This window comes from Sorangium sp. So ce321 (genome assembly GCF_051530195.1).
Taxonomy (GTDB): Bacteria; Myxococcota_A; Polyangia; order Polyangiales; family Polyangiaceae; genus Sorangium.
Genome location: NZ_CP150329.1, coordinates 2,299,518 through 2,325,272 on the forward strand (window position 1 = coordinate 2,299,518; position 25,755 = coordinate 2,325,272).

22 protein-coding genes are annotated in these 25,755 nt (G+C 68.5%); 11 read left to right on the plus strand and 11 right to left on the minus strand.

Translation table 11 applies throughout. The annotated features are described in order from the left end of the window. Positions 1–49 precede the first annotated feature (49 nt). Positions 50–1,126 carry an ABC transporter substrate-binding protein gene (locus tag WME89_RS08945; RefSeq protein WP_438008794.1) on the plus strand — a complete coding sequence of 359 codons (1,077 nt, stop codon included), beginning with the start codon at positions 50–52 and terminating at the stop codon, positions 1,124–1,126. A gap of 62 nt (positions 1,127–1,188) precedes the next feature. Here the strand turns inward: WME89_RS08945 and nudC are convergent, their stop codons facing one another. The 5 genes from nudC to WME89_RS08970 form a co-directional block, all read right to left on the minus strand. After that, positions 1,189–1,998, minus strand: coding sequence for an NAD(+) diphosphatase (gene nudC, locus WME89_RS08950; protein ID WP_438008795.1), 810 nt, complete (start codon positions 1,996–1,998; stop codon positions 1,189–1,191). A gap of 113 nt (positions 1,999–2,111) precedes the next feature. Further along, positions 2,112–3,158 carry an ABC transporter substrate-binding protein gene (locus WME89_RS08955; protein ID WP_438008796.1) on the minus strand — a complete coding sequence of 349 codons (1,047 nt, stop codon included), beginning with the start codon at positions 3,156–3,158 and terminating at the stop codon, positions 2,112–2,114. Positions 3,159–3,357: 199 nt separating this feature from the next. Continuing rightward, positions 3,358–3,834 (minus strand): SRPBCC family protein, encoded by a 477-nt coding sequence (locus WME89_RS08960; protein ID WP_438008797.1) that lies wholly within the window; start codon positions 3,832–3,834, stop codon positions 3,358–3,360. Then, complete coding sequence (locus tag WME89_RS08965) at positions 3,831–4,526, minus strand: ArsR/SmtB family transcription factor (RefSeq protein WP_438008798.1); 696 nt, start codon at positions 4,524–4,526, stop codon at positions 3,831–3,833. The genes WME89_RS08960 and WME89_RS08965 overlap by 4 nt, the downstream gene beginning before the upstream one ends. A gap of 33 nt (positions 4,527–4,559) precedes the next feature. After that, positions 4,560–5,267: a hypothetical protein gene (locus WME89_RS08970; RefSeq protein ID WP_438008799.1), complete on the minus strand. Its 708-nt coding sequence runs from the start codon at positions 5,265–5,267 to the stop codon at positions 4,560–4,562. Between WME89_RS08970 and WME89_RS08975 the strand changes: the two genes are divergently transcribed. From WME89_RS08975 to WME89_RS09005, 7 genes are all read left to right on the plus strand, one after another. Further along, positions 5,230–6,180: a glycoside hydrolase family 5 protein gene (locus tag WME89_RS08975; RefSeq protein WP_438008800.1), complete on the plus strand. Its 951-nt coding sequence runs from the start codon at positions 5,230–5,232 to the stop codon at positions 6,178–6,180. The genes WME89_RS08970 and WME89_RS08975 overlap by 38 nt on opposite strands. A 118-nt stretch (positions 6,181–6,298) precedes the next feature. Further along, positions 6,299–8,113: a WD40/YVTN/BNR-like repeat-containing protein gene (locus WME89_RS08980; protein WP_438008801.1), complete on the plus strand. Its 1,815-nt coding sequence runs from the start codon at positions 6,299–6,301 to the stop codon at positions 8,111–8,113. Continuing rightward, a complete protein-coding gene (locus WME89_RS08985; protein WP_437624724.1) occupies positions 8,110–8,652 on the plus strand; it encodes a YkgJ family cysteine cluster protein in 543 nt (180 codons plus the stop codon). The genes WME89_RS08980 and WME89_RS08985 overlap by 4 nt, the downstream gene beginning before the upstream one ends. A gap of 136 nt (positions 8,653–8,788) precedes the next feature. Then, on the plus strand, positions 8,789–9,271 hold the full coding sequence (locus WME89_RS08990; RefSeq protein ID WP_438008802.1) for a double zinc ribbon domain-containing protein: 483 nt from the start codon (positions 8,789–8,791) through the stop codon (positions 9,269–9,271). 595 nt (positions 9,272–9,866) lie between these two features. Beyond that, positions 9,867–10,322 carry a GNAT family N-acetyltransferase gene (locus WME89_RS08995; RefSeq protein ID WP_438008803.1) on the plus strand — a complete coding sequence of 152 codons (456 nt, stop codon included), beginning with the start codon at positions 9,867–9,869 and terminating at the stop codon, positions 10,320–10,322. Between the two features lie 887 nt (positions 10,323–11,209). After that, the gene (locus WME89_RS09000; RefSeq protein WP_438008804.1) at positions 11,210–11,935 is read left to right on the plus strand and encodes a cysteine hydrolase family protein; all 726 of its coding nucleotides are present in this window, start codon (positions 11,210–11,212) and stop codon (positions 11,933–11,935) included. Between the two features lie 774 nt (positions 11,936–12,709). Continuing rightward, complete coding sequence (locus WME89_RS09005; protein ID WP_438008805.1) at positions 12,710–13,882, plus strand: hypothetical protein; 1,173 nt, start codon at positions 12,710–12,712, stop codon at positions 13,880–13,882. On the opposite strand, the gene WME89_RS09010 is transcribed toward WME89_RS09005, so the two are convergent. After that, a complete protein-coding gene (locus WME89_RS09010; protein ID WP_438008806.1) occupies positions 13,780–14,193 on the minus strand; it encodes a transposase zinc-binding domain-containing protein in 414 nt (137 codons plus the stop codon). The two genes, WME89_RS09005 and WME89_RS09010, sit on opposite strands and share 103 nt — an antisense overlap. Before the next feature lie 691 nt (positions 14,194–14,884). Next, complete coding sequence (locus WME89_RS09015) at positions 14,885–15,856, minus strand: LysR family transcriptional regulator (protein ID WP_438008807.1); 972 nt, start codon at positions 15,854–15,856, stop codon at positions 14,885–14,887. A gap of 42 nt (positions 15,857–15,898) precedes the next feature. Between WME89_RS09015 and WME89_RS09020 the strand changes: the two genes are divergently transcribed. Next, on the plus strand, positions 15,899–16,990 hold the full coding sequence (locus WME89_RS09020) for an SDR family oxidoreductase (RefSeq protein WP_438008808.1): 1,092 nt from the start codon (positions 15,899–15,901) through the stop codon (positions 16,988–16,990). Between the two features lie 1,648 nt (positions 16,991–18,638). Here the strand turns inward: WME89_RS09020 and WME89_RS09025 are convergent. Next, on the minus strand, positions 18,639–19,691 hold the full coding sequence (locus WME89_RS09025; RefSeq protein ID WP_438008809.1) for a Rieske 2Fe-2S domain-containing protein: 1,053 nt from the start codon (positions 19,689–19,691) through the stop codon (positions 18,639–18,641). Positions 19,692–20,161: 470 nt separating this feature from the next. Here WME89_RS09025 and WME89_RS09030 point away from each other — a divergent pair, with 470 nt between their 5' ends. Beyond that, positions 20,162–21,247 (plus strand): RICIN domain-containing protein, encoded by a 1,086-nt coding sequence (locus WME89_RS09030; protein WP_438008810.1) that lies wholly within the window; start codon positions 20,162–20,164, stop codon positions 21,245–21,247. 517 nt (positions 21,248–21,764) lie between these two features. Here the strand turns inward: WME89_RS09030 and WME89_RS09035 are convergent. Both WME89_RS09035 and WME89_RS09040 read right to left on the minus strand, forming a co-directional pair. Then, positions 21,765–23,189: an LLM class flavin-dependent oxidoreductase gene (locus tag WME89_RS09035; RefSeq protein WP_438008811.1), complete on the minus strand. Its 1,425-nt coding sequence runs from the start codon at positions 23,187–23,189 to the stop codon at positions 21,765–21,767. 30 nt (positions 23,190–23,219) lie between these two features. After that, complete coding sequence (locus WME89_RS09040) at positions 23,220–23,486, minus strand: hypothetical protein (RefSeq protein ID WP_438008812.1); 267 nt, start codon at positions 23,484–23,486, stop codon at positions 23,220–23,222. 591 nt (positions 23,487–24,077) lie between these two features. Between WME89_RS09040 and WME89_RS09045 the strand changes: the two genes are divergently transcribed. Next, on the plus strand, positions 24,078–25,349 hold the full coding sequence (locus WME89_RS09045; RefSeq protein ID WP_438008813.1) for an acyl-CoA dehydrogenase: 1,272 nt from the start codon (positions 24,078–24,080) through the stop codon (positions 25,347–25,349). A 92-nt stretch (positions 25,350–25,441) separates the two neighbouring features. Here WME89_RS09045 and WME89_RS09050 read toward each other — a convergent pair whose 3' ends face one another. Then, positions 25,442–25,594 carry a hypothetical protein gene (locus tag WME89_RS09050; RefSeq protein WP_438008814.1) on the minus strand — a complete coding sequence of 51 codons (153 nt, stop codon included), beginning with the start codon at positions 25,592–25,594 and terminating at the stop codon, positions 25,442–25,444. Between the last annotated feature and the right edge of the window lie 161 nt (positions 25,595–25,755).

Here is a 25,755-nt window from a genome sequence, read left to right on the forward strand (position 1 = left end):
TGGCCAGCGATGCTTGCATTTCAACGGACGTTTGTCCACTATAACGGATATGGCTCCTTCGTACCCCGTCCGGCCCGGCCTGCTCCGCGCCGCATTGCCCGCGGTCTTGCTGCTCGCCCTGCTGGCGTTGTGCGGCGCGGCCGGCTGCTCGCGCGACGACGCTTCGCGCGCCTCCGCCGGCGGGACCGAGGGCGAGTTCGAGACGCTCGAGCTCCGCTATCAGGGCAACAACGGCACTGTAGCGCCGATCGAGCTCGCGGAAGATCTCGGCTATCTCGCGCCGATCCGCCTGCATTTCGTCAGCAGCACGGTGAGCGGACCGCAGAGCGTGCAGGCCGTGGTCACCGGGGACACCGACTTCGGCGGCGCCTTCAACGGCGCGATCATCAAGCTCGTCGCGGCCAAGGCGCCCATCATCGCCGTCGCGGGCTACTACGGTGTCGACGAGAAGCGCCAGAGCCACGCCTACGTGCTGGAAGACAGCCCGCTGCGCACCGCGCGGGATCTGCTGGACAGGTCGATCTCCATGAACACGCTCGGCGCTCACAGCGAGTTCATGGTCAAGGAGTTCCTGTGGCGGAGCCAGATCACGCCGGAGGAAGCCCGGCGCGTCACGCTGCTCGTCGTTCCCCCGGTGAACGGCGAGCAGCTGCTCCGCCAGAAGCAGGTCGACGTGGCGACGCTCGGCGACATCTACCGCGATCGCGCGCTCGAGCGCGGCGGCATTCGCTCGCTGTTCTCTGACTACGACCTCTACGGCAAGTTCACCGCGGGCAGCTACGTGATGAAGACCAGCTTCATCAAGGAAAACCCGAGGACCGTGCGGCGCTTCGTCGAGGCGACCGCGAAGGCCATCGAGTGGGCCCGGAACACCCCGCGCGAGACGGTGGTGGAGCGCTGCATCGCGCTGATGAAGAAGCGCGGCCGCAACGAGGAGGACTCGGCCATCAGGTTCTGGCGCAGCTACGGCGTCGCCGGCAAAGGTGGCTTGATCGCGGAGCGCGAGTTCCAGATCTGGATCGACTGGATGGTCAGGAGCGGCGAGCTCAAGCCGGGCGAGATCGCCCTGAACCGCCTCTACACGAACGAGTTCAACCCGTACGCCAATGAGCAGGTCGTGAAGTAGTCGACGTCGGAAGCGCGCTGGCCGACCCCCGGCGCGCCGCCGTCCACGTGGACGCTGCTCGGTCAGGATCGCGGCGTCGAGCGCTCGACGAAGGCGTCGATCAAACGGCGCGCGATGCTGACCTTGGGTGGAAGGTCGGGCAGCTGGTCGCGCGAGAACCAGTCGGCTTCGACGATCTCGTGGCCGTCGGGCGTGAGCAGGCCGCCGGCATACGTGGCCGAGAAGCCGATCATCAGCGAGCGGCCGAACGGCCACGGCTGGCTGCCGAAGTACTTCAGATCGCGGATCTGGACGCCGACCTCCTCGCCGACCTCGCGCGCCGCCGCTTGCTCGAGCGACTCGCCGATCTCGACGAAGCCTGCCACCGCGCTGAAGCGACCGGGCGGAAAGCGCGCGCTGCGCGCCAGGAGCACGCGGTCCTCGCGCTCCACCAGCACGATCACGGCGGGCGCGATCCGCGGGTGCACGCTGAGCCCACAGCTCGGGCAGCGCCGCGTCTGCGCACCGGCGCTGGGCTCGCGCCCGTCTGGAGCCGCCGCGCCCGGCTCGGTGGCCGTCCCGCAGCGCCCGCAGTGGCGGTGTGTCTCGGCGAACTCGACGCCAGCGAGCGCGATCCCCAGGATGTGCAGCGTCGGCTCGGGCAGCTCGGAGAACAGGGAGCGGACCGACGCGAACGCGAGCTCGGCCGGAAGCTCGACATCACGTCGAGCTCGCGCCGCGTACCAGCCGCGATCCTCGAACCTGCCGAGGAACACGGGCGAATCGGCGAACGCTGGCAGGGCATCGCGCCGGCCGAGGAACAGCCCGCCGGCGCGCTCCACCACCACATCCAGCTCGCGCACGATCACCACGAGCTCGTCGTCAATCGTCATGGCGGAGCGCCAGTGTACCAGGCCCGCCGGGCGCCGTCAGCGCCGCGCACGACAGCCGGCATCAGAATCCGCGCTGCCTCGATCGGCAGCTTCGTCTCGAGCTCCCGGCCGCGTCAGGGCGCCGGGCGGGGCTTCCAGAAACCTTCGAGCTTCTCCTCTCTCAGGACTTGCTCGAGGAAGCTGCGGTCGACCCAGGGCTCGAAGTCGAACGTCGCGCGGATCAAGCCCAGGCGCTTGGCGTCCGCGATGCTCGCTTTGTAGCGAGCGACCACGTACGCGTCCACGAGCGGGCTGTCTTTCTCGCGCGGGGACTCGCCAGCCCAGTCTTCCTTGAAGGACGCGAACGGGACGCCGGAGCGCGACCAGACGCGGTACGCCTCGCTCAGGTCCTTCTCCTGCTCCGCGACCCATCGGGCTGCCAGGACGTACTGCCGCACCACGCGCTTGGTGACCTCGGGGTACTTTCGGATGAAATCGTCCGAGCCGATGATGGTGCTGTTGCAGGTGTAGCGGGGGTCGCCCTTGGTCGAATAGATGATGCGCACGAGGCCTTGATCCCGCTGGGCGAGCAGGTCGTTGAGGCCGATGGCGGCGTCGACGTCCTTGGTGGCCAGGGCTGCCTTCGTGGTTGCGTTGTCCATGTTGATGGCGCGGAGGTCGCGCTCGCTGAGCCCGTGGGCCTCCAGGATGCGCGCCGCCGAGAGCTGCAAGCAGGTGCCCTTGAACACCGCGAAGCGCTTCCCCTTGAGATCCTTGACGCTCTGGATGGGCGAGTCCGCGGGCACGGCGATGTACAGGTTGGTCTTCGGCCCGCTCGCGAGGATGCGCGTCTTCAGGCCGCCGGCGCGGCCGATGATCGACGGCAGGTCGCCGAGCAGCGAGAAATCGGTCAGCCCGTTGGCGTACGTCTCGTTCACCGCTGGTCCGGCGCCGCGCAGGAAGCTCCAGCGCACCGGCACGCCGTCGCTCTTGAACTCATTCTCGAGCGCGCTGCGCAGGCTGAGCAGCGACCAGGCCGAGCCCCCCACCGCCGGGCGATTGCCGACGCCCACGCCGGGGTTGGCGACGCGGATCTCGCTGGGTTTTTCGGCAGCCTGGGCGCTCAGCGCGATGCAGAGCGGCGCGAGCACGAGGGCGAGCAGCTTGAACAGCCGTTTCATGCAAAGTTCCCTTCCGGTTGGCGTCCCTCGCGAACTATCGAGCGGACGGTTTGTCCGTTATAACGGACGCGGCGGTCGAGCGATAGGGGGTATCGCGCGGTGACGCCGGAGCTGCTGCTGGAGCAGCAGCGGTGGCGCGTCGCGGACTGACGGACGCGCCGCCCGGATCCACCCCTGTCCCGCCGCCGTCACCGGGCCCTCACGAGAGCGTGGGGAGGAGCTCCTCGAGCCGCTCGAACGTCTCGCGCATGCCGGCCTCCATGCCCGACTGGAGGTGCGCGTCGCGATCTGCCTGCGACTGATAGACGATCCTGCTCGTCAACATCGTCTTCCCGTCGCGCTCGTCGTACGTCGCCGTCACGACCATCTCGTGACCTGGCCCGAGCGGCTCGTAGTTCTCCGTGCTGACGACCCGCTCCGGTCGCTCGACCTCGCGGTAAACGCCCGTGAACCCGTGCTCGCTCCCGTCCGGCGCGCGCAGCACGTAGCGCCACCTGCCGCCCACGCGCAGGTCGATCTCGCAAACGGACATCGTGAGGGATCTCAGGCCGTACCAGCGCTTCACGTGCTCTGGCTTCGTCATCGCCTCGAAGACGATGCGCCGGGGCGCAGCGAACGTGCGCGTGATGACGACCTCACGGTCCGACCTGATCTCCAGATTCGTCGCGTCCCTCATCGCCTCTTCTCCTCCTCCTCGTTGCGCTGGATCTCGACCAGCAGCTCGTCGAGCTGCTCGAAGCGCGCGTCCCAGATGCACCGGAATCGCTCGATCCACTCGTTGAGCTCGCGCAGCGGCCCCGCGCGCAATCCGTAGATGCGCTGCTGCGCCTGCGGCCGCACGTCGACCAGGCCGGCGTCCCTGAGCACGCGCAGGTGCTTCGACACCTGAGGCTGCGGCAGGGGAAGCCGGTCGCTGATCTCGCCGACAGGCCGGGGCCCGGCCCGGAGCAGCTCGACGATGCGCAGGCGTGTTGGATCGGCGAGCGCCGCGAACGTCTCGACCATCACGAGGAGAATATGCCCGATCGGGTATATGCTCGTCAAGGAATATATGCGGCGCGGTGGCCGCTGGCGAGGCCCGGCCGGATGCTCGCGCGCACCGACGGCCTCGCCGCGGCGACGGCCGACGCGGCGCGAACGCCGGAAGGCTCGTCGCGGGGGCCGCGTGCTCATGCGTTGACCGCTGCGCGGGGTGGTGGGTGTTCGCGCGGCGGTCGCGATGACGCTTTGCGTGAAGCCATCTCTGCGCGCGCTGTTCGGTGGAGCTCCGACTTTCTCCTTCACCCCTCGCGCCGAGCCTGCTATCTGCGCGGCTGACTTGCTTTCCTGATCCCGTACTGGACGCCCGTTGCTCGATGCCAGGTCCATCGAGCGAGCGCCTTGCTTGGAGAATGCAATGAATCACGACGTGAACGCGGGGTTGTTTGTCGGGCCGCGGTGGACGCGCGGCTTTCTGCATCTTGCGCTGCCGGCGATGATGCTCATCGCATGCGATGGCTCGGTAGGGGATTCGGGATCTGGAGGGGGCGACTCGACTTCATCGACGTCGGCGTCCTCCACGGCGAGCGGCTCGGCGTCATCGACGTCGGCGTCCTCCACGGTGAGCGGCTCGACGTCGGCGTCCTCGGGCGGCGGTACAGGCGGCGAGGGCGGCAGCGGCGGAGGCGTGGGCGGCGGTGACGCATCGACGTCGGTGGCCAGCGGCGGCGGCGGCGCTGGCGGCGACGCCTCGACGGTCGCATCCGTCACGAGCGGCACCGGCGGCGACGCGTCGACGGTGGCATCCACGACGAGCGGCACCGGCGGCGATGCGTCGACGGTGGCATCCACCACGAGCGGCACGGGCGGCAGCGGCGGCGACGCATCGACATCGTCCGTGACGACCACGACGTCCGGCACGGGCGGCAGCGGCGGCGACGCATCGACCTCGGCCGTATCGACCTCGGCCGTATCGACGTCGGCCGTGACGACCACGACGACGGGTGCGGGCGGCAGCGGCGGCGCTGGCGGCGCGGGCGGCGCCGGCGGCGCCGACGTGTCGACGTCGGCCGTGACGACCACCACGACCGCCGTGAGCTCGACGACCTCGACCGGGACGGGCCCTGTCACGGGGACGCCGGTCGAGCGGCACGGCCGCCTCGGGGTGATGGGCAACCGCGTCGTCGACGAGTACGGGGCAGAGCTCCAGCTCAAGGGCATGAGCATGTTCTGGAGCGTCTGGGAGGGGGAGAAGTTCTACAACGCGTCCGCCGTCAACACGCTCGTGGACGGCTGGGATGTGAGCGTCGTCCGCGCCGCGATGACCATCAGCGCCGGGATGGGGCTCGGCTACCTCCGCAACCCGGACGCGGAGAAGCGCAAGGTCAAGGCCATCGTCGACGCCGCCATCGCCAGAGGCATCTACGTGATCATCGACTGGCACGATCACGACGCGGCCCTGAACGATCACAAGGAAGCGGCGAAGCGCTTCTTCCGGGAGATGGCGACGGAGTACGGCGACGAGCCCGGCGTGATCTTCGAGGTCTACAACGAGCCCAACGACGAGACATGGCCTCAGGTGAAGGCATATGCCGAGGAGGTGATCGGGGAGATCCGCGGCGCCGGCTCCGACAACCTCGTGATCGTCGGGACGCCGACCTGGTCGCAGGACGTGGACATCGCCGCCGGGAACCCGATCACGCGTTACGAGGACATCGCCTATACGCTGCACTTCTATGCCGCCACGCACAAGGGCGCGCTGCGCACCAAGGCGACCAACGCGCTGGCCGCGGGCCTCCCGCTGTTCGTGACCGAGTGGGGCACCTGCGAGGCCAGCGGGTCCGGCGCGCTCGACCTCGGAGAGGCGCAGACCTGGCTCGACTTCCTGAGCGCCAACAAGATCAGCTGGCTCAACTGGTCGATCGTCGACAAGGCCGAGGCGTGCGCGGCGCTCCGGTCCGGCGCGAGCGCGGGCGGCCCCTGGGCCGACGGGCAGCTCACCGACTCGGGACGGTGGGTCAAGGGGAAGATCGCGGCGCCCTGACACGAGCGCTCCGGCGCCGGATCGCTTGCGCGCTCGCCGGCCGAGGTGGTACCCGCGAGCTCGTGAGCCGCAACGATCCGCGCGCCGCGGCCGCCTCGGCCTGTCGCGTCGCCGCCCGATGAGCCTCGTCCACCGGGCCGTCTGGGGGCGAGGCCAGCTGCTCGTCCTCGTGGGCTCCGGCGGGCACGCGCTGCGCTCGGAGGACGGAGGCCAGCGCTGGAAGCGGGCGCAGACGCCCGTTCGCCAGGACCTGGCTGCGGTCGCGGGGGCCGGCCAGGCGCTGATCGCGGCCGGACATCGGGGGACCCTGCTGTCCTCGCTCGATGAAGGGCGGCGCTGGTCCGACGTGAGCTCCAGCGCGGAGGCCGACCTGCGCGGCGTCGCCCTGCGGGACGACGGCGAGGCCATCGCCGTGGGGCTCGGCGGGACGGTGCTCCGGTCCCGCGATCACGGCCGGACCTGGGAAGCAGGGCCGAGCCTCGACGCGCTCTGCCTGGAGGCCGCGGCGGTCGACGCCGAGGGGCGCTTCCTCGCGCTCGCGCTCGAAGGTGAGCTCGCCGTCCTGCGAGGAGGCGCGTGGGCTCGTCACGAGGTCCCTGGCCGGTGTCCGCGGGCGCTCTGCGCGCGCGCGGGGCTCGTGGTCGTGGGCGATGGCGATGGCCGTGTCCACACCAGCCGGGACGGGGGCGCCTCCTGGGAATCGCGCCCCACCGGGAGCGGGAGCGCCCTCCACGGGCTATGGCTCGGCGCCGACGGTCTTGTCGTCGCGGCGGGCGATGGCGGTCTCGTGGCCGTCAGCGAGGACGAGGGCCGCACCTGGCGTCGCCCGCAGCTCAGGTCCGATCAGCCCCGGGCCGCGGCGTGGGGCGACGACCAGGGCGCGATCTGGTGCGTGGGGACCGGGCCCGCCTTCCGGTCCACCGATGGTGGCAAGAGCTTCGCCAAGGTGCCAGTCCAGGCAGGGGACGCGCCGCTCGAGGGCCCCTGGCAGAAGGTGCCTGTCCGCGGGAAGCTCCGGGGTCTCTGGGTCGCGGGGCCTGGTCGCGTCGTGCTGGTGGGCGACGGTGGCACCATCGTGCAGACCCGCGATGGCGGCCAGACCTGGGCGAGGAGCACCGAGGAGGACGCCGGCTCGCTGATCGCCGTGTGGGGGAGCGGCGAGACGATGCTGGCCGTCGGCGGGGGCTTCGCGCAGCTCCGGTCCGAGGACGGCGGAGATTCCTGGATCGAAGTGACGGGCAGGCCTGGAGGAGCCTCGGTGCATGGACAGGGGGCGAGGAGGGCGTTCGCGATCCTCGATGGCGCTGTCTGCCGCCTCGGCGCGGACGGCCTCCGGTGGATCGAGCTGGAGGCCCCGCGCGAGCCGCGCCTCCGCGCCGTCTGGGCGGGGCCGGCGCAGCTCGCCGTGGCGGTGGGCCGCGGCGGCGCCGTCGTCCGCACGGTCGACGACGGCGCCACGTGGGAGGCGGTCGAGAGCGGCAGCACGCGCGATCTGGAGGCGGTCTGGGGCAGGGGCGACGAGCTCTTCGCGGTCGGCGGGCTGACCCTCAGCGACGTGGTGCGCTCCCGGGACGGCGGCGCGACATGGGACTTGCTGGCCGTGGTCTCCGGCGGCCTCCGGGGCATCTGGGGGGACGAGGAGGGGACGCTCTGGGCGTGCGGCCGGGACGGGGCGCTCCTGCGCTCGACCGATGGCGGCGGGACCTGGCGGGGCGAGGCGTCGGGCACCTGGGGCACCCTGTTCGATGTGCGCGGGGACGGCGCCGAGATGTGGGCGCTGGGAGAGAACGTCCTGCTGCGCCGGGCAGCCAGCGAGCCGCGCGAGCCGCGCGAGCCGCGCGAGCCGCGCGAGCCGCGCGAGCCGCGCGAGCGGTGCGAACCGTGCGAGCCGCGCCTGCAGGAGGACGCGCCGCTGCTAGAACCCGGCGGATGAGTCCTCCGCCGCGCGAGCGCCTCCGCGAGCTCTTTGCCAAGGTCGACGCGTTCTTCGCGAGCGCGAGCGCCCGCCATGGCGCGCGGATGGCCTGCCGCACCGGGTGCAGCGACTGCTGCCGGCGGCGGTTCTCCGTGACGTCGATCGAGGCCGACGCCCTGCGCGAGGCGCTCGCGGCGCTCCCCGAGGCCGACCGGGCGGCGCTCGCCGCGCGCGCGCGGGCGGGCGACCCGGGCGTGTGCCCGGCGCTCGACGGGGAGGGGAGGTGCGCTGTCTACGCGGCGCGGCCGCTCATCTGCCGCACGCACGGCCTGCCGATCCGGTTCGCGCCGCCGGGCGGGCGCGCGCTGCCCGTCATCGACGCGTGCCCGAAGAACTTCGTGGGAGAGGACCTCCAGGCCATCGAGGCGTCGTCGGTCCTGGACCAGACGACGCTCTCGACGGTGCTGGCCGCCCTCGACATGGCCCACGCCGACGCGGCCGGGCGGCCGCGCGGGGAGCGCGTCGCGATCGCCGCGGTGCTCGCGGGAGAGGGGTGACGCGCGCTCCGGACGCGGAACGACCCGTCGGTGACGGGACACGCGAGAACCGGCTCGTGGCCGTGGAGATCCTGGTGGCGTGAGATCGGGGCTTCCTGCTGTTCGCTCCGCGGGAAATCGCCCGTATCCTGTCGGTATGCACTGCCCCGCGTGCGGCCGCTCGAACCCGGAGGCCTATGTCTTCTGTCTGGACTGCGGCGCCCGGCTCCCCCGCGCCGCGAGCGCGCCCGTCGCGGATCCCGTCACCGATCCCCACGCCGCGAGCGCGCCGGCGGAGCGCTCCCTCGAGGAGCGGGTGGGGCGGCTCGAGCGCGAGGTCCAGGCGCTGCTCGAGCGGCGATCCGCGTCGATGCGCGACGAGCTCCGCTGCCCCGCATGCGGCGCGAGGAAGATCCTCCACGCGCCCAAGGTCCTCGACGCGGACGCCGACGGTCGGAGCGATCTCGCCATCGCGAAGCCGAGCGTCTGGAGCAGCCGGAGGGTCGGCAAGCTCGAGGCGTACATCTGCGCGGGCTGCATGCTGGTCGAGTGGCACGTGAAGGAGCTCGAGGGGCTCGACGAGCACGTGGACGTGTCGGTGCTCAATGGTGAGGCGCCGCGCCAGGGACCGTATCGTTGATCGATCGCATCCGCCCGCGTTGTGAAGCCATGCAAGGTCGCCCGTGATGGGCGCCTGGACCGCCTGCTTCGCCGACGTGATGAGCCAGCGTGGTGTAGACAATATTACACAGCCGAGTGAACTCGTTGGATCTGTTGATTTTTGTAGGCGGATCGGTGGATCCGTACTTTGTACGTCATGTCAACTGCCGGTTGTTGGCAGGAAATTCTTAACAGGTCGGAATGGCTTTGCGCGGGCTATCCTCTGAATCGCGCAGCGCTTCTGTGTATATCGCAAGTCCGGGCTGCTCTCGGGGCAGCGCTTCGAGGCGAGGGGCACGAAGTCCATCCAGCTGGTCAAGACGCCCGCCGGCTGGAAGATCAGCGCGGTTGCCTGGGACGACGAGCGGGAAGGGCTGAGCGTCCCTCCGGCTCAGGAGGTCAGACGAGGCAGCCTGTAGCCGACAGGCGCTCGCTCCTCGGAAGGCCATCGCGAGATCAGGAGCCCGTCGCTAGAATGCCGAAGCCATGCCCTTGCGCCAGCAGACAACGCCCGGCGGAGACCGGCGCGCCGCCGTCCCCGGCGCGCCCGGTCGGCTCGCCTGCCTGAGGTCCCCGTGATCCGGGCCGCTCGCCCCGAGGAGGCTGAGCTCCTCGGCGCGCTCGCTCTCCGTTCCAAGGCGCACTGGGGCTACACGCGCGAGTTCATGGAGGCGTGCCGCGCGGAGCTCTCGATCTCGCCGGCGTACGTGGCGCGGCATCCGACCTTCGTCCTGGTACGCGGAGACGAGGCGCTCGGGTTCTACACGCTCGAGGCCCTGAGCCCGACCCGGGTGGAGCTCGGCTACCTCTTCGTCGAGCCGGAGGAGATGGGGCGCGGTCATGGCCGCGCGCTCCTGGCGCACGCACGCGACGAAGCGCGGCGACGCGGGTACCGCGTCCTCGTGATCCAGGGCGATCCGAACGCCGGGCGGTTCTACGAGGCCTGCGGCGCGCGGCGCGTGGGCGAGAAGGGCTCTGCCAGCATCCCTGGCCGGCTGCTCCCGCTCTTCGAGCTCGACCTGTCGCGCTGACGCGCTGCCGCTCGCGCTGGCCGAGCCTCCACGATATCGGCCACGTGAATCGATCTCCGGATCCTGTTAGTCCTCGATGGCGTGTCGTACTGAATGTTCGTGGTCACCAGGAGCGCCGTCTGCGCCACTCGCCACTCCATCTGGGCGCCTCGTCAATGCGGCTTGCTACCGTCGGCGCGACCTTTCTCTCCCCTCCGGTGCTGGCACCAGGCCGAGCAGCCGACCGATCGCCTCGTGAACGATCCGCGCCGCCTCCTCATCCCCAAGGGCGACGGCGCGGTTCAGGGTGCCGGCGAGCGAGGCAACCACGACGGCCCGAGGCGACGCGTCGGCCGACGCGAGCTTCCCAGGATCGAGGCTCGCCGGCTGGGCCCCGGTTGGGCCCACCCCCACCGACGGACTTCGATCCGTCGTCACGCCTCCCTGAAATCCCGGGCAAAGCACCGGATCGCGACGGTTCGCCCCCGCGGAATCGTCCCGCCAGGACTTCTGCGACGACGAGGCGGACGCGGACGAAATATCAATAATTTTAAATAATTCCGGCTGATTCGCGGCCGAGCGAGCCTCCGGCATGGCCCAACGCGGGCCCAACGCGCCGCCGGTAGCCCGCGCCTCCCTGTTCAATTTCAGCCGGAAACGGCTGCAAAGTGAGCTGGTTTCTCAGGTTGACGGAGAGGCCGTTGACCTCCACATGGATAATATCCTGCTCCGATCACCGAGCGATGCGCGCGAGACAGCTCCGCCAAAGCCTCAAACCATGGGTCAGAAGGTCATCGCACACCGCCTCGCGCTCGCAGCAGCCCCGTGAAGCGCGAGGCGCCGCACCATGCCAGAAGGCTTCGCCCTCGCAAACGCCCCGGAGTCGAGAAGCACGAATCAATGCCGACATGGATCCGCATCTGGCGGAATCACCTGAAATCGTGGAGCTCAAGATGAAAACGCATTTAACGGTGGAAGCGGAACCGTACGAGTTCACCCTCGACCCGGCCAGCACGGCATTGATTGTCATTGACATGCAGCGAGACTTTATCTTGCCGGGTGGGTTCGGCGATTTTCTTGGAAACAAGGTCGAGCTGCTTCACCCTGCGATCGAGCCGACGCGCCGCGTACTCGCGGCCTGCCGGCAGAGACGCTTGACAGTACTTTATACACGAGAAGGACATCGCCCCGATCTGAGCGATTGCCCACCTTCCAAGCGCGAACGCGGACGACTGAAGATCAAGATAGGCGACGAAGGCCCAATGGGCCGCGTGCTGGTGCGCGGGGAGTACGGCCATGACATCATTGATGAGCTGTCGCCCTTGCCGACAGAGACCGTCATCGACAAGCCTGGCAAAGGGGCGTTCTTCGCCACCGACCTCGACCTGATCTTGAGAAATATCGGAATTAGCAGCCTGATCGTCACCGGCGTGACCTCCGAGGTCTGCGTTCAGACAACGACTCGCGAAGCCAACGACCGGGGCTACAGGTGTCTCGTCCTGGAAGATTGCGTTGCGTCTTATTTTCCGGAGTTTCAGCGAGCGGCCCTCGATATGATCAAAGCCCAAGGCGGCATCGTCGGCTGGGTATCCACGTCAGCCCGCTTTTTGGATGCATTCGAGAATCTGGGGTGAGGCGCCCGTCGGTGGAGGTGAGGCTGGACGACCGCCTTCATCGCCGTCTCTGCTCCGGGAGGTCCCCTCTCTCCCGGCGGGATGACCGCCAAGCAGCCGTGTTCTTCGTCAAGCGGCGGCGACCTGCCAGGGTCGGTTTGCCCGACATGGCTCGCTGCCCAGGCGAGCGCGACGAGCGAGCGCCTGCTCAGGTCGATGGTGGCTCTCGCGCTGCACGTTTCGTGCGCGGGCGCCCCCGCGCGGCGCCAGGATGCCGCTATCCTCTTCGCCTGCCTCTCGCCCACCGAGCGCGAGGGAGAAGGCATCATGGGAACGTGGGTGCGCCGGGATAAACCGGCACGGAGATGGGTATGAGAGAGACCTACATTGAAGGCGTAGCGAGCCAAGATGGCCCCGAGTCATGAGCAGGCTCCCGCGAGGGGGTCCGCGAAGCGTTGACAGGGGTACGCGCAGGCAGGGCGATAGAGCCGCGGAGTCACATCCGTATGCCCATCACCCGGGGCGCTAGCCAGCGGGCGCACGCAGGGCGGGTCAAAGGCGCGCAGCGGCGACCGGCAGGGAGCGCACCCTTGACGCGCCCGAGTACGCCCGCACCATCGCGTCCGTGGTGGGCGTGCTGCTGCGCGATGATGGCCACCATCCAGACGGATTTCATGGCCATCAATGAGCTGGCTCGGTAACAGCGGCGCTTGCGTGAGCGTGCGATCGATGCATATTTCTCGGTTGCGAGACTCGTGCTGATGGCGCTGTTGATCTACCGCAATGGACACGGCAATGCCTGAAGTCGAACTTTTCCGCTCCGGACAGGCGGACGCGTTCGCGCGACGCATCGCGAGCTGTTCCGACGATCGATACACACCAGAACGTCGGGCTTACTTCGTCGAATTTTTACGTCATGGCCCGAGTGGCTTGATGGACAACGGCCGCAGCACACGTGCGTTCATCGCGGTGGTGGGCGACGCGCTCGTCCCGCTGGTTGTCAACGACGGTGACGTGGACGATTGCTACCTCGTCTCGACGCGTTGTCACTATATCCTCTACATGATGTTCGAGATGAGCAAGATACGCCCGCGCTGGAAGACCTGGCCGCTGCAGCGCGCCGTCGGGCTGCTCGGGAGGGTCGTGACCCGAGCGGGCTTCAATCGCTGCGTCTCGATCAATAACTGGCTGTTGACAACATCGCCCCAAAACCAGCTCACGCGAGACGAGCTGGCCACGCTCACTGCCGGGCTCTGCCGGCTGTTTCCAGAACATGCGCTTGTAATGCGAGCGGTCGATCCGCGTGAGATCACGAAAAAGGCGGTGATTGCCGCCTGCGGTTACCGATTGATTGCGCATCGACCCGTGCACGAGTGGGATCCAACGCGTATTGCCCGGCTGTCGGCCAACCAACGAGCAGCGGTCCGAAAGGATCTCGCGCTCTTCCACGACGGACCGTTCAGCGTGCGGGAGCCGAAGGATCTCGCCCCTGCCGAGGCGCAGCGCGTCGCGTGGCTGTACCACGCTTTGTACATCGGCAAGCACTCCCGGCTGAACGCCTGCTTCAACGCCGGGTTCTTTCACGTGGTAACGTCGACCGGCATGACTCCGATCGCGCTGCTGGAGCGTAAGGATACCGGGGAGCTGGTGGCGTTCGTTACCTACTTCGAGGATCCTGGGCGGCTCGTGTCTTCGCTCGTCGGCTACGACCCTCAGCTTCCGCGTAACTCTTTCCCGTGCTACCGAATGGCGCTCGCGTTCACGTTCAGATTGTCGATCGAACGCCGCAAGCCACTCTTTCTCAGCACGGGCGCTGCATCGATCAAGCAGCGACGCGGTAGCTACGAGTGGATGGAGCACGAAGCCTACTTCGTCCAGCACCTCCCCCGAACACGCCAGCTCGCCTGGGACGCCATGGCAGCGCTGCTCAACATGGCGGCGGCTCGGCTGGATACCTCACAGATCTGATTGTCCATGTCCGCACGCGGGAGCGCCGCGCGCAGAGGCTCTCGTCCAACATGGAACGAACCGGTCGGAGCATGTACACTCGGATCCGCAACCTGAAATGCAGCTAAGCCCCGGATCTTTAATGGAAGCGAAATGACCCATTGTCTCACCGGTACGGCTGGCAGTACCCGATCCACGAGGTGCGCCGCCGTGTTGCACATCTGCCGCGCACCGTAGCTCGGGCAGAGGCCGCGCCCCTTGCAGGAGAAAGCGACCAGGAGGTCCTGACCGCGCTCATCGCAATGGAACCGTATGATGCCTGGCGACGCCATGGCCGCGTCGCGGCGAGAGGTTGATCGCCGCGTACATCCGACGGATCGCGACGGGTCGCCCCCGCGGAATCGTCCCGCCAGAAACACCCGTCGATGGCGAGCGGTCGTCGGAAATAGCAGCTATTCCCATAGCTTCCGCCTGCTTGGCCGCCGAGGGCGGCTCCGGTGTGGCCCAACGGGGCGCCCTCCGCCGCCGCGTCGCCCGCGGTGAAGGGCCGCGGCATCACGGTCCCACCGTACAGTGGTCCTGCCCCGGAGCTCGATGCCTCCCGGAAGCCCCTCTGGCGGCTAGGGTGCCGGCCCTCCGGTATTTCATTCAAGCACCGGAATGGGAGTAGCTCTTTTCCCGGAGCACGGGCCACGGCGACCGCGCGGCCTCCCGCGGCCGTGACCGTCCTCCCTGTCACCGCACCATTCTGGAGCGGATCTACGAGCCTTCATTTCTTGGATTTTCGTGCGGATTTCGGCCCGGTCGAAGCCAATATGATGCCCTTGATGCGTTGGCGGTGGCACGTGGCAGGAAGGTCAATTGGGTGCTCGATGCGGGCATTGCCTCCTTCTTCGATTCAGTTCGTTTTGAGCGGATGCAAAGGTTGGTCGAGCATCGAGTTTCGGATCGACGCTCCAGGCTCTGTCCGGGGGGCCCCCTCGAATGCCCAGGATGCCTCATCCCATCTAGAACATCCCCGGATCAAGCCGCGCCCCTTCGGATCAGGGCCCGCAGGCGCGGCGAGAGGGCGCGGCCCGAGAAGAAGAGGTCGCGGAACCAGCGCTGCGCCGGGTCGTCGTCGTGGCGCTGCGACCACACGGCGACGACCTGGGCGGCGGGCAGCTCGAAGGGGGGCGCGAACACCCGAAGCCCGAAGAGCTCGCGGGCGCGCTGGGCGACGCTGCTCGCGATCGTGCAGAGGAGGTCGGAGCTGCGCACGGCGAGGGGCGCGGACATGAAGTGAGGCAGGCGCAGGGCCACGCGTCTGGTCTTACCGAGGCGGGCCAGGGCGCGGTCGACGGCGCCGTCGCGGTGGCCCTCGACGCTGACGAGGACGTGGCCGAGGGCGACATAGGTGTCGAGATCGAGGCGGCGCTTGATCGCCGGGTGGCCTTTACGGGCCATGACGGCGAAGGGATCCTGGTAGAGCGGGGCGCGGCGGAGGCCCGCGGCCGGCACGGGCTGCGAGGCGCCGAACAGGGCCAGATCGATGTCGCCGAGGACCAGCGCGGGGGTGACGTCAGGGGAGAAGCGCTCGATCTCCAGGCGGACGAAGGGGGCGTGTTCGCCCAGGTAGTCGAGCACGTCGGGCAGCGTCGTGAGCTCGAAGTAGTCGACGGTGGCGACGCGGAAGCTGCGCGCCGAGGTGCGCGGATCGAAGGGCTCGGGGGAAGCGAGGGCGCGGCGGAGGTGCTCGAAGGCGGCGGGCAGGGCCGCGAGGAGCTGGAGCGCGCGCGGCGTGGGGGTGAGACCGCGGCCGAGGGGGACGAGGAGGGGATCGCCGAAGAGCTCGCGCAGGCGCGCGAGGGAATGGCTCATCGCCGACTGGCTGACGTGGGCGCGGCGCGCCGCGCCGCTGACGCTGCCCTCGACGAGCAGCGCCTCGAGGGCGGGGAGGAGGTTCAGGTTGATGCTCCGTATATCGATCTCGCTCATGCCTGGTATGAGATACATCCCATTTTCCTCATGGGTCCAGCGACGCATGCTGGGCGGCCTATGAGAGCGTGCGATGTCGAGGTCATGGTGACGGGGGGTACGGGATTCATCGGGCGCTGGCTGCTGGCCGAGCTGACCCGGACGAAGGCCGTGGTGGCGCCGGTGCGCCAGGCGCGGCAGCGGGCCGCCGAGCTTTCCGCGTTCGTCGACGCGCACGGCGGCGATTCGCGGCGGCTCCTGGTGGTCGAGGGCGATGTCGAGGCGGCGTCGCTCGGTCTGTCGGAGCGCTTCGAGCAGGTGCGCGACGTCTATCACCTGGCGGCGCGCTTCGCCTTCGGGCTCGGCGTACAGGAGGCGCGGCGCTGCAATGTCGAGGGCTCGCTGCACGCGGCCGAGTGGGCGCTCGAGCGGCCCCACCTGCGGCGCTTCGTCTACCTCGGCGGCTACCGCATGATGCACGCGAGCGCCCGGTCGGGCGCGGAGAGCGTGCTGACGAAGCGAGCGCGGGACCGGCTCTACCGCCAGTACGGCGCGTACGAGGGGTCGAAGCACGAGTCGTTCCTCGCCGTGCGCCGCTTCGCGGCCGAGCGCGGGCTGCGCTGGACGGCCGTGCATCCGAGCAGCGTCATCGGCGACTCGCGCACCGGCGAGACCACGCAGCTCATGGGCGTCGGCGAGATGGTCGAGCAGCTCTGGCGGGACCGCCTGCCGGCTCTGGTCGGCAGCGAGCGCACCTTCCTGCCGCTGGTGACGGTCGACTACCTGGCGCGCTTCCTGGCGAGCGTGCCCGAGCGCTCGGAGACCGCGGAACAGGACCTCTGCGTCCTCGATCAGGCGACTCCGCGGCTGCCCGCGCTGGTCCGCGGCATCGCCGCCCACCTGAGGCGCAGCCCTCCGGCGTGGATGCTGCCCCTCGGCCTGGTGCGCCTACTGCCGGAGGCGCTCACCGGGGTGACGCGAGAGAGCCTATCGTTCCTCGCCGAGGATGCGTATGACACCAGCGCGGCCGACGCCCACGCCCGCGCGGTCGGCCTGGTGATGCCGCCGATCCACACCAGCGTGGAGCGCTGGTGCGACTACCTGGTGACGACGCGCTTCGGCGCCACACCCGGGAATGCGCCCGGCCGCCGGCCGGCGTCCTCCGTCGCCTGATCCGCTATCGGGGTCGCCGCCGGTCCGGAGCGGAGCGCCCGTGCGAGACGCCGCAGGTCAGGAGGGGAGCGGTCGGCGCTCACCACAACGTGCGTCCCCAGCCGCTTGCCGCTGGGGTTCGACGTTCGGCCCAAGCTTGGTCACCCCTCCGGTGCCACCGGCAGTCCGAGCAGCCGACCGATCGCCTCGTGAACGAGCCGGGCCGCCGCCTCATCCCCGAGGGCGACGGCGCGTCTCAGGGTGCTCGCACGCGAGGCGACCACCGCCGCCCGACGCGACGGTTCGGTCACGGCGAGCTCCCCAGGCCCGAGGCTTGACGCTTGGGCCCGGGTTGGGCCCACGCCTTCCGAGGGGCTGCGATCCGTCGTCACGCTCTCCCAAAATCCCCGGGGATGCGACGGATCGTGATGGTTCGCCCCCGCGGAATCGTCCCGCCAGGATTCCGGTGCGGTGTCGAACCGTCGCGATCCGTTACTTTCGGCGGGATTTCGAGGGGGCGTGACGACGGATCGCACCCCCTCGGGTGGCATGGACCCAACCCGGGCCCAAGCGCCGAGCCCTGGGCCCGGGCAACTCGCGACGGTCGATCCATCGCCTCGAGCCGCCGTGGTTGCGTCGCTCGCCGGCACCCTGAGCCGAGCCGTCGCCCTCGGGGACGCGGAGGCAGCCCGGGTCGTGCACGAGGCGATCGGTCAGCTGCTCGGGCTACCGGTGGCACCGGAGGGGTGAGCAAGCTTGGGCCGAACGTCGAGCCCGCCGCTCGCGTCGACTCGCTGCCGGAGCCTTGCCGCTCGCCAGTGCCGCAGGCTCTGCTGGGATCGCCCGCGCGCGGCGGTTGCGTGCCGAAGCGCCCCGGAGGCATCCGGAAAGTGATGCCGGCAAGCAGCAGGCCTGTGCCGGGAGGCAACGGCGGCGGCGTGCGCAGGCGACGACCCTCTCGCCGCGATGCTGCATGGCGACGCCATGGCGGAACTGCGGACGCCACGGGGAGCGGTGGGAAAACGAGCGGCGAACAGGCTCCTGCACGCTGGCACGGAGGCGGCACGCCCACCATGCGCCTCGGCGCCAGAGAGCGCAGATTCAAGCACGAGCCTGACACGCTGCTCATCCATGGTCCCGATGAGAGGCATGACCATCACCTGCTCGGTGATCGGGATCATCGGCGTGGACAGCTCCGCTAGCCGGCTCTGCTGCACCCGGATGATCTCCTCCTGCAACGCTGCGCGCTCGCGCTCTGCGTTCTCGCGCGCCGACATATCGAGCGCGAGGCGGGTGCTCGGCGAGCGCCTCCGCCGCCGCGGCAGCGTAGTGCTAGCTGGGCTTTCCGCCGTAGGCGCGCCGAGGCGGCCCTGCCGGATGACTGCGATTGGATGGGAACGCGTTTCCTGCGCTGAATGAAGGCCGACATGCGCCGCGGCCGCGCTGGGCCAATGCGAGAAACGGCGCTTTGCCGCAGGGCGCAGCCGAAAAAGTCGCGCGCTCGTGGTCTCATCGTGGCGCTGCGCAAGCGCAACCTCTCCGTCATGGAGTCTCGCGGGGTGGCGCGCCAAGGATCCTGGTTCCAAACGCGGTGGACACAAGGGTGATTTTTGCCCGCGAGAGGGCATCGGCGCCGGCGGGCGGGCCTGCAAAGACGGCAACCTATGAGCTAGGCGCGGACGCCGACCAGCCGGCGCTTTGGCAGCGAAGCCCGCGTGCTCTCCCAAGCGCCACGAGCGGCCAGCTCGACGACCCGCCGCACGAGCAGGGACGAAGCGTCAGCCTCCACGCTCCTCTCAAAGGTCCCGCCGCCGCGGTCATACCAGGGTTGCGCGCTCTCAAGAAGGATACGATCCTGAGCGAAAATTTTCGGTTCCTGCTTCGACCACCCGACCTTGCGGCCGAACGGCATCGGGTTCGTGACCATCCATTCCAGCCGGCAGCTGTTCTCCCCGGTGGGAACGAAGTGCAGGATTATGATGGGCGCATGGAATTTGGTGGTCTCCACCGTCACCCGGTTGGGAAGCTCGTAGGTCGTCATCATGGCGTCCGGTGGGATCGGAGCCTCGGGATCCGAGGTCGCCGGCGTGAAGACCACAATCCCCCGCTCGGTGACGCGCATCTCGTACTCGTACTCCTGGAAACCCCGGAATAGGATCGTGAAGAACTGGAGATGCGTCCAGGGATGGGCGAAGTAGGGGTGGCACACGTCGACGTTGTTCTCGATCATCTTTAGGTAGTCGCAGCGCATATCCATCGCGCCCTGCATCCACCGGCGTGATGCGAAGCGCGGGATGCCCTCAAGCGGTGGAGGCGCGCCTTCGCCAAGGAAAACCCAAACATAGCCGTCGCGTTCCTCGCAAGGAAAGGATGGCACTCCGACCTTCTCGGGGATCCGGCGGTCTTTGGTGAGCGACGGAATGTGAACGCACCGGCCCTCGCCGTCGAAGCACCATCCGTGATAGCGACAGGCGATGTTCCCCTTGGTGACGGAGCCGAGCGAGAGCCGCACACCGCGATGACAACAGCGGTCGAGCAACGCGCGGGCTTGACCCGCACCATCGCGGAAGACGACAAGATCCTGGTCGAGCACGCGCACCCCACGAGGCTCTTTTGCAAGCTGCGAGGTAGCGCAGGCGGTGTACCAGTATTCTCGAAGCATGGGGGGTGCATCGGGGAATTGCTTCGGATCGATAGCAGGGCTTGAGGGGGAATGGGACATGGAACCTTTCTGCCATGTTGCGACACATAGGTCAAGTTTAGATCATTGGTGTCGCCGAACCATGCGTGAGGTCAGGCAGCCATGTTGAGTTCGCGGACGCGAGGCCGGAACCGTTCAGCGTCGCCGCCGCAACGAGCGCGCGGAGCTGCGCCCCAAGCGCCTTGCTTTTTTCGCCTCTGCGCCCTTGCGCCCATGCGTTGAAATCCGGCGCCCCGCCGCGATTCAACCGCCCTAGGATCGGCTACGTTGCTCCCAGCAGCCGGCTTCCTCTGTTGCCAATCGGTGCCGCGTATGTATACCGGTTTCTTGGTCCAGTAGACCTGATCGAAGATATCCGTGTAGGCGACGGCTTTCGTTCCGGCGGCCGCCCCGACGGGCGACGCGGCGCGCTCCGGCGACATGCGGCTCAATCCGCATCTGCACGTGGTCTTCCTCGACGGGGCTTATCACGAAGACGGCACCGAGCTCGTGTGGAACGAGCTCGGTCACCTAACAAGTGCCTCGATGTCCGCGGCGCCTCGACCGCGGACGGCGCGGCCATCGTCCAGTACACCTGCCACGGCAACGCCAACCAGCAATGGGCCGTCACCGACCTCGGCGGCGACACCCTGCGCATCACGTCGCGCCTCAGCGGAAAGTCCCTCGACGCCTACGCGGCCGCGGCCGTGAACGGGACATCGGTCGTCCAGTGGCGCTACGGCGGCGGCGCCAACCAGCAATGGAAGCTGGTCGCGCCCGGCTCGGGAAGCGGCGGCAGCGGCGGCAGCGGCGGCAGCGGCGGCAGCGGCGGCAGCGGCGGATACCCCCTGGGGAACCCGCCGGTCCCGAGTGCCGGTTGTGGCAAAGCGCCGATGATGACGGACGGCAGCAAGATGATCGTGAGCAGTGGGGATCAGCGCCACTACAACATCACCATTCCCACCAACTATGACATGAACAAGGCGTATCGCGTCATCTGCGCGTCGCATGGCCTTGGCGGGAATGGTAACGACATAACAAGGGAGAACTATTATGGCCTCAAGCGCGTGGCGGACGCCGCCAACGACCCCGCGATCTTCCTCGCGCCCAGCGGACTCGGCGGCGCCTGGGGAGAAAAGGACCACCCTCTATTCGACGACATTCTCGCCCTTGTGAAACAGAACCTTTGCATCGACACGTCGCGTGTCTTCGTGCTTGGATTTAGCTTCGGCGGCATGTACAGCTACTCGCTGTCCCTGAATCATCAGAAGGATATTCGCGCCGCTATCGGCATGGGCCCGGCCAACTACAACATCTGGCTACCCCCCAAGACGCACGAGCCGATCGCCTGGATGCAAACGACCGGGATGAGCGACCGGACGACCCCTGGGTCAATGGAAACAGCACGACTCAAGGTGCGAAGTACATCGCGATCGAACACGCCACCGACAATGGATGCATGGTGCCGGCGGACATTCCGACATGGAAATCGGGCAACACGCTCTGCTACGACTTCCTCGGGTGCAGGCCCGGATATCCAGTCAAGGCGTGTACATTCAACGGCGGACACGGTCTCCCGCCCGGGGCTAGTGATCTGATGTGGGCGTTCATCACCCAGTTCTAACGAGGCCCCGCCTGGGACCGACGAAACGTGTGGCGTCTGGATTCTGGGGCGCGGTGACGCCGCTGGAGCTCATCGCGCAACCTTCTGCCGCAACCCCAGCGGGGCTTTGCGCCGTACCCCACGGGGGCTTCGCCCCTCGACCCTACCAGGGGCGGTGCACCTGGACCCTCGCGTCTACCGCCGCCGCTTCGCCGTAAGCGCGTCCAGCCATCGCCATGGGGGCGACCCCTTGCGGCTCTCGCCGGGGTCGACGATGCTGGTCGCGGGCGGCGGCTGCCCAGGCCTCAGGCGGGCGCGGGCGGACGCGAGAGGGCCGGCGAGAGCGTCTCCCGCGGCGCGAAGAGTGAGGTCCGCGTCGTTCAGGGCGCGGCGGCGTCGCCAGCGGCCGCAGCCGCGGGCGACGCTCGCGCCCACGCATCGGGCAGCAGTTCGATGGAGGTGAGTCAAGCAAAGTCATCGTCGACATGGTGTCGTCCTTGCTCAACGTCTGATTATTCGGCTACGGCGTCGAGGGATGCCGCCGGCTCGTGCCGTTGCCCTGAAGAGATGGTGCGGTACTTGGCGGCGGGGTGCCGATCGAGCAGCCGCTTCTGGCCGGCGCCGTAGATCTTCTCGCGCAGCGTGCCTGGCTGATACTCGCGCTGCGTGAGGCCGCGCTGCTGTAGCACCGGCACGACGCCGTCCACGAAGTCGACGAACGTGCCCGGCGTGATCGCGTACGCGAGGTTGAAGCCATCGACGCCTGCCGCGACCCAGCGCTCGAGCTGGTCGGCGATCTGCTCTGGCGCGCCCACCAGCACGGGCCCTGCGCCGCCGATGCCGATGTACTTGGCCAGATCGCGCAGCGTCCACTTGCGGGTCGGGTCGGCCTCGGTGAAACCGTGAAGCAGCGTTCGGATGGCGTTGGTCTCGATGTACTCGAGCGGCTGATCGGGGGTAAACGCGCCGAAATCGATGCCCGACCAGCCCGAGAGCAGGGCCATGCTGGCGTCGTAGCTGATGCTCTCCAGGAAGTCGTCGTACTTGCGCTTGGCCTCGGCCTCGGTGCCGCCGGTGATCACCTTCACGTAGGAGAGGAACTTCAGATCATCCGGGTTCCTGCCGAGCGCGCTCGCTCTACTGCGCGTGTCGGCAACGTACTGGCCGACGACGCCGGGGTTCGGCCCCAGCACGAACACGCACTCCGCGTGCTGCGCCGCGAACTGGCGGCCACGCGGCGAGCTGCCCGCCTGGTAGAGCAGCGGGGTGCGCTGCGGCGACGGCTCGCTCAGGTGGATACCGTGAACCTGGAAGTACTTCCCATCCACGTCGACGCTGTGAACCTTCGACGGGTCGGTGTAGCGGCCACGCTGGCGATCCTTGATGACGGCGCCATCTTCCCAGCTCGACTCCCACAGCCGATAGCAGATGTCGAGGTACTCGTCGGCGATGTCGTAGCGTTCGTCGTGCTTGGGCAGGCCCTTCTGTCCGAAGTTCTTGGCGCCGCTCTCCAGGTACGAGGTCACGATGTTCCAGGCGACGCGCCCGCGGGTCAGGTGGTCGAGCGTGGAGACCGTGCGAGCGAACGCGAAGGGATGGTTCTGCAGGACGGAGCTCGTCCAGGCGAAGCCGAGGTGCTCGGTCGCTTGCGCCATCGCCGGGATCAAGGGCAGCGGGTCATTCACGGGCACTTGCGCAGCGCTCGAGACGGCCGCCTCGCGGTTGCCGCGGAACACGTCATAGACGCCGACCACGTCCGCCAGGAACAGCGCGTCGAACTTGCCGCGCTCGAGCACCTTGGCGAGCTCTACCCACGTGTCGAGCTCGGTGTAGCGCTCCATCGTGTCGCCCGGCTTGATCCACAACCCGGGAGACTGGTGCACCACGCAGTTCATGTGGAACGCATTGAGAAGAATTCGCTTGGATAGGTTAGACATTTGAGGCTTCGCGGAGGGGAAGGGGGAGATTCAGGCGAGCACGCCGTTGCTGCTCCACAGCTCGGTGCGGGCCTTTGCGCGCTTCAGCTGCTTCGTACTCGCGGACAGCACCGAGGCGCAAACCGTGGGCTCCTGTCGAAACTCCCAGCCGTGGCTCGCGATGAAGCGCGCGGGCGCCAGACCATACTCGAAGCCCGAATCCTCGGCGCGCGCCGCCATCTGCGCGTTCCACTCCAGCGTCCAGTCTGTACGCTGTGGAAGGCTGCTGATCACCATGCCGCCGCTGCCGAGCGGCATCCAGTATCCAAAATGAACATCCATGACGAATTCCGCGGAAGACAACGCGCGAGCCGAACTCCGGCGATCGAGTGCGAGGGTCGAGCAACGCTCGTGCCACACGCGCGCTGGGGTGGGCGCAGCACCGCGGGGGAAGCGGTGACATGACGCGGGTGACCGTCGGGAAGACAGAGCGGCTGGCAGCGAAGCTCACGCCCTCGGCGCTCGCGGGGAGAACCGCCGGTCCGCCCGCGCAGCCCAGCATCAGCGCGGCGGCGAGCCCCGCGCGTCACCTCTCGGACAACCTCTGTCTCATTGAGAAGACGCGTCCTCCGGCTGCAAACCCCGGCGCGGATCGAGTCCTGCTGGCGCTTCTGGCGCGCGGCGAGCCAACCGCCCGCCGGCTGCTGCCCAGCGCGCAGCCGTGCCCTCGCGCTGTTGCTCGGGCAGCAACGCCGCGAGCGCCACGCGCCACAGCGCGCCTGTCTCGGCTTTTGTGACGCGAGCAGACCCATCCGGCCTGGCATGCGGGCTGCGCTCGCCTGGCATGCTGGCTGCAGGGCGCTGGCAAACGGCGGGCATGGCTCGCTGCAACGAGAGATGGAAATCTAAATGACGACGTCGGCCGCGACCAGTGACACCCCCCACAAATCGAGCGCCAAGGCCAGCAACGGCCATGGCCCTTCTGCCATTTTGCAGCTCGGCTCGCCCGAGTTGAAGGCGCTGCTGGCGCAGATCGCTGCCGGCGCCTCCGAGCGCGAAGCCAAGCGCATCGCCCCGCACGAGCAGATCCGGCAGATCGCGGACGCGGGGCTCGGGCGGCTTCGCATCCCGGTCGCCGAGGGCGGCGCGGGCGTCACGCTGCGCCAGCTGTTCGACTTCTTGATCCAGCTCGGCGAGGCCGACTCCAACGTGGTGCACATCCTCCGCGTGCACTACTGGTTCGTGGAGGCGCAGCTGCAGCGGCCGCTCAGCGATCCGCTCCGCGCTCGCAACATAAAGCTCGTCAACGACGGCCATATCTTCGGCAACGGCTTCAGCGAGCAGAGCACGAAGGCGGTCGGCCTCTACTTCGAGACCACGCTCACGCCAGACGCGTCCGGCAAGGGCTATCGCCTCAACGGCAAGAAGTACTACTCGACGGGCAGCCTCTTCTCGACCTACACGCTGATCTTCGCGTCGACACCCGAGGGCAACGTCGCGGCGGCCACCATCCCCGTGAGCCGTGAAGGCCTCAAGCTCGAGGACGATTGGGACGGCTTCGGCCAGCGCCTGACGGGCACGGGCACCACCCTCCTCGAGAACGTCTTCGTGGCCGACGACGAGGTCGAGGTCTACGGTCATCCCGACGGCCCGCAGGCGCCGAGCTACCAGTACGCCTTCTTGCAGCTGTACTTGCAGGCGGTCGCGGCCGGCATCCTGCGCGCGGTGAAGAACGACGCCGTCGCGCTCGTGCGCCGGCGCAAGCGCAACTTTGCCCACGCCCAAGCCAAGGAGCCCACGGCCGATCCGCAGGTGCTGCAGGTCGTCGGCGAGATCGCGGCCGACTCGTTCGCCGCCGACGCCATCGTGCTGGCTGCAGCGGACGTCATCGACGAGGCGGCTCGGTCCGTGAAAGATGGCCTGCCCGACAAGGCGCTCGCCGAGCGCGCCCAGATCCATTCGGCGCTCGCCAAGGTGGCCATCGACCGCTTCTCCTACGCCACCGCTGCCCGCTTGTTCGACGTCGGGGGCGCCTCGGCGACGCAGTCCGTCTACAATCTCGATCGGCACTGGCGCAACATTCGCACCGCATCGACCCACAACCCGACGCACGGCAAGGCCACCGCCATCGGCGACTTCGTCGTCAACGGCAAGGCCCCTCCGCTCAACGGCTACTTCTGAGCCGTTCGAGCTCCGAGCGATGCTCCCGAGCTGCCGCGCCACCCCGATCGGGGAGGCGCGGCGGCACCGGTCTGCGAGATAGTCTGACGGTGTCAGACGAGATAACAGACGACCGCCCCCTCCTGCTGTGGCTCCCCCGCGTTGTCGTACGCTTTGCGCACGGCGCGCAGCGTGGCAGAGAAAATCACGTCTTCAGGGAACCAGCGCTCGCGGGGCAACCACTCGCTCCATCCCAGGCGCTCCATGCCGCGCAGCAGATCGGGACGACTCGCGCCGCATCCGCACGGAAATACCGCCAGAGAAAACGGTCGATGACGAGCGGTCGCGGCGCATGCCCTCCCTGCCGGAAGAGAGCCCGGACGCGGAGCGCGATAGCGCCGCCCCGATCACGATGCGGGAGGGCGCG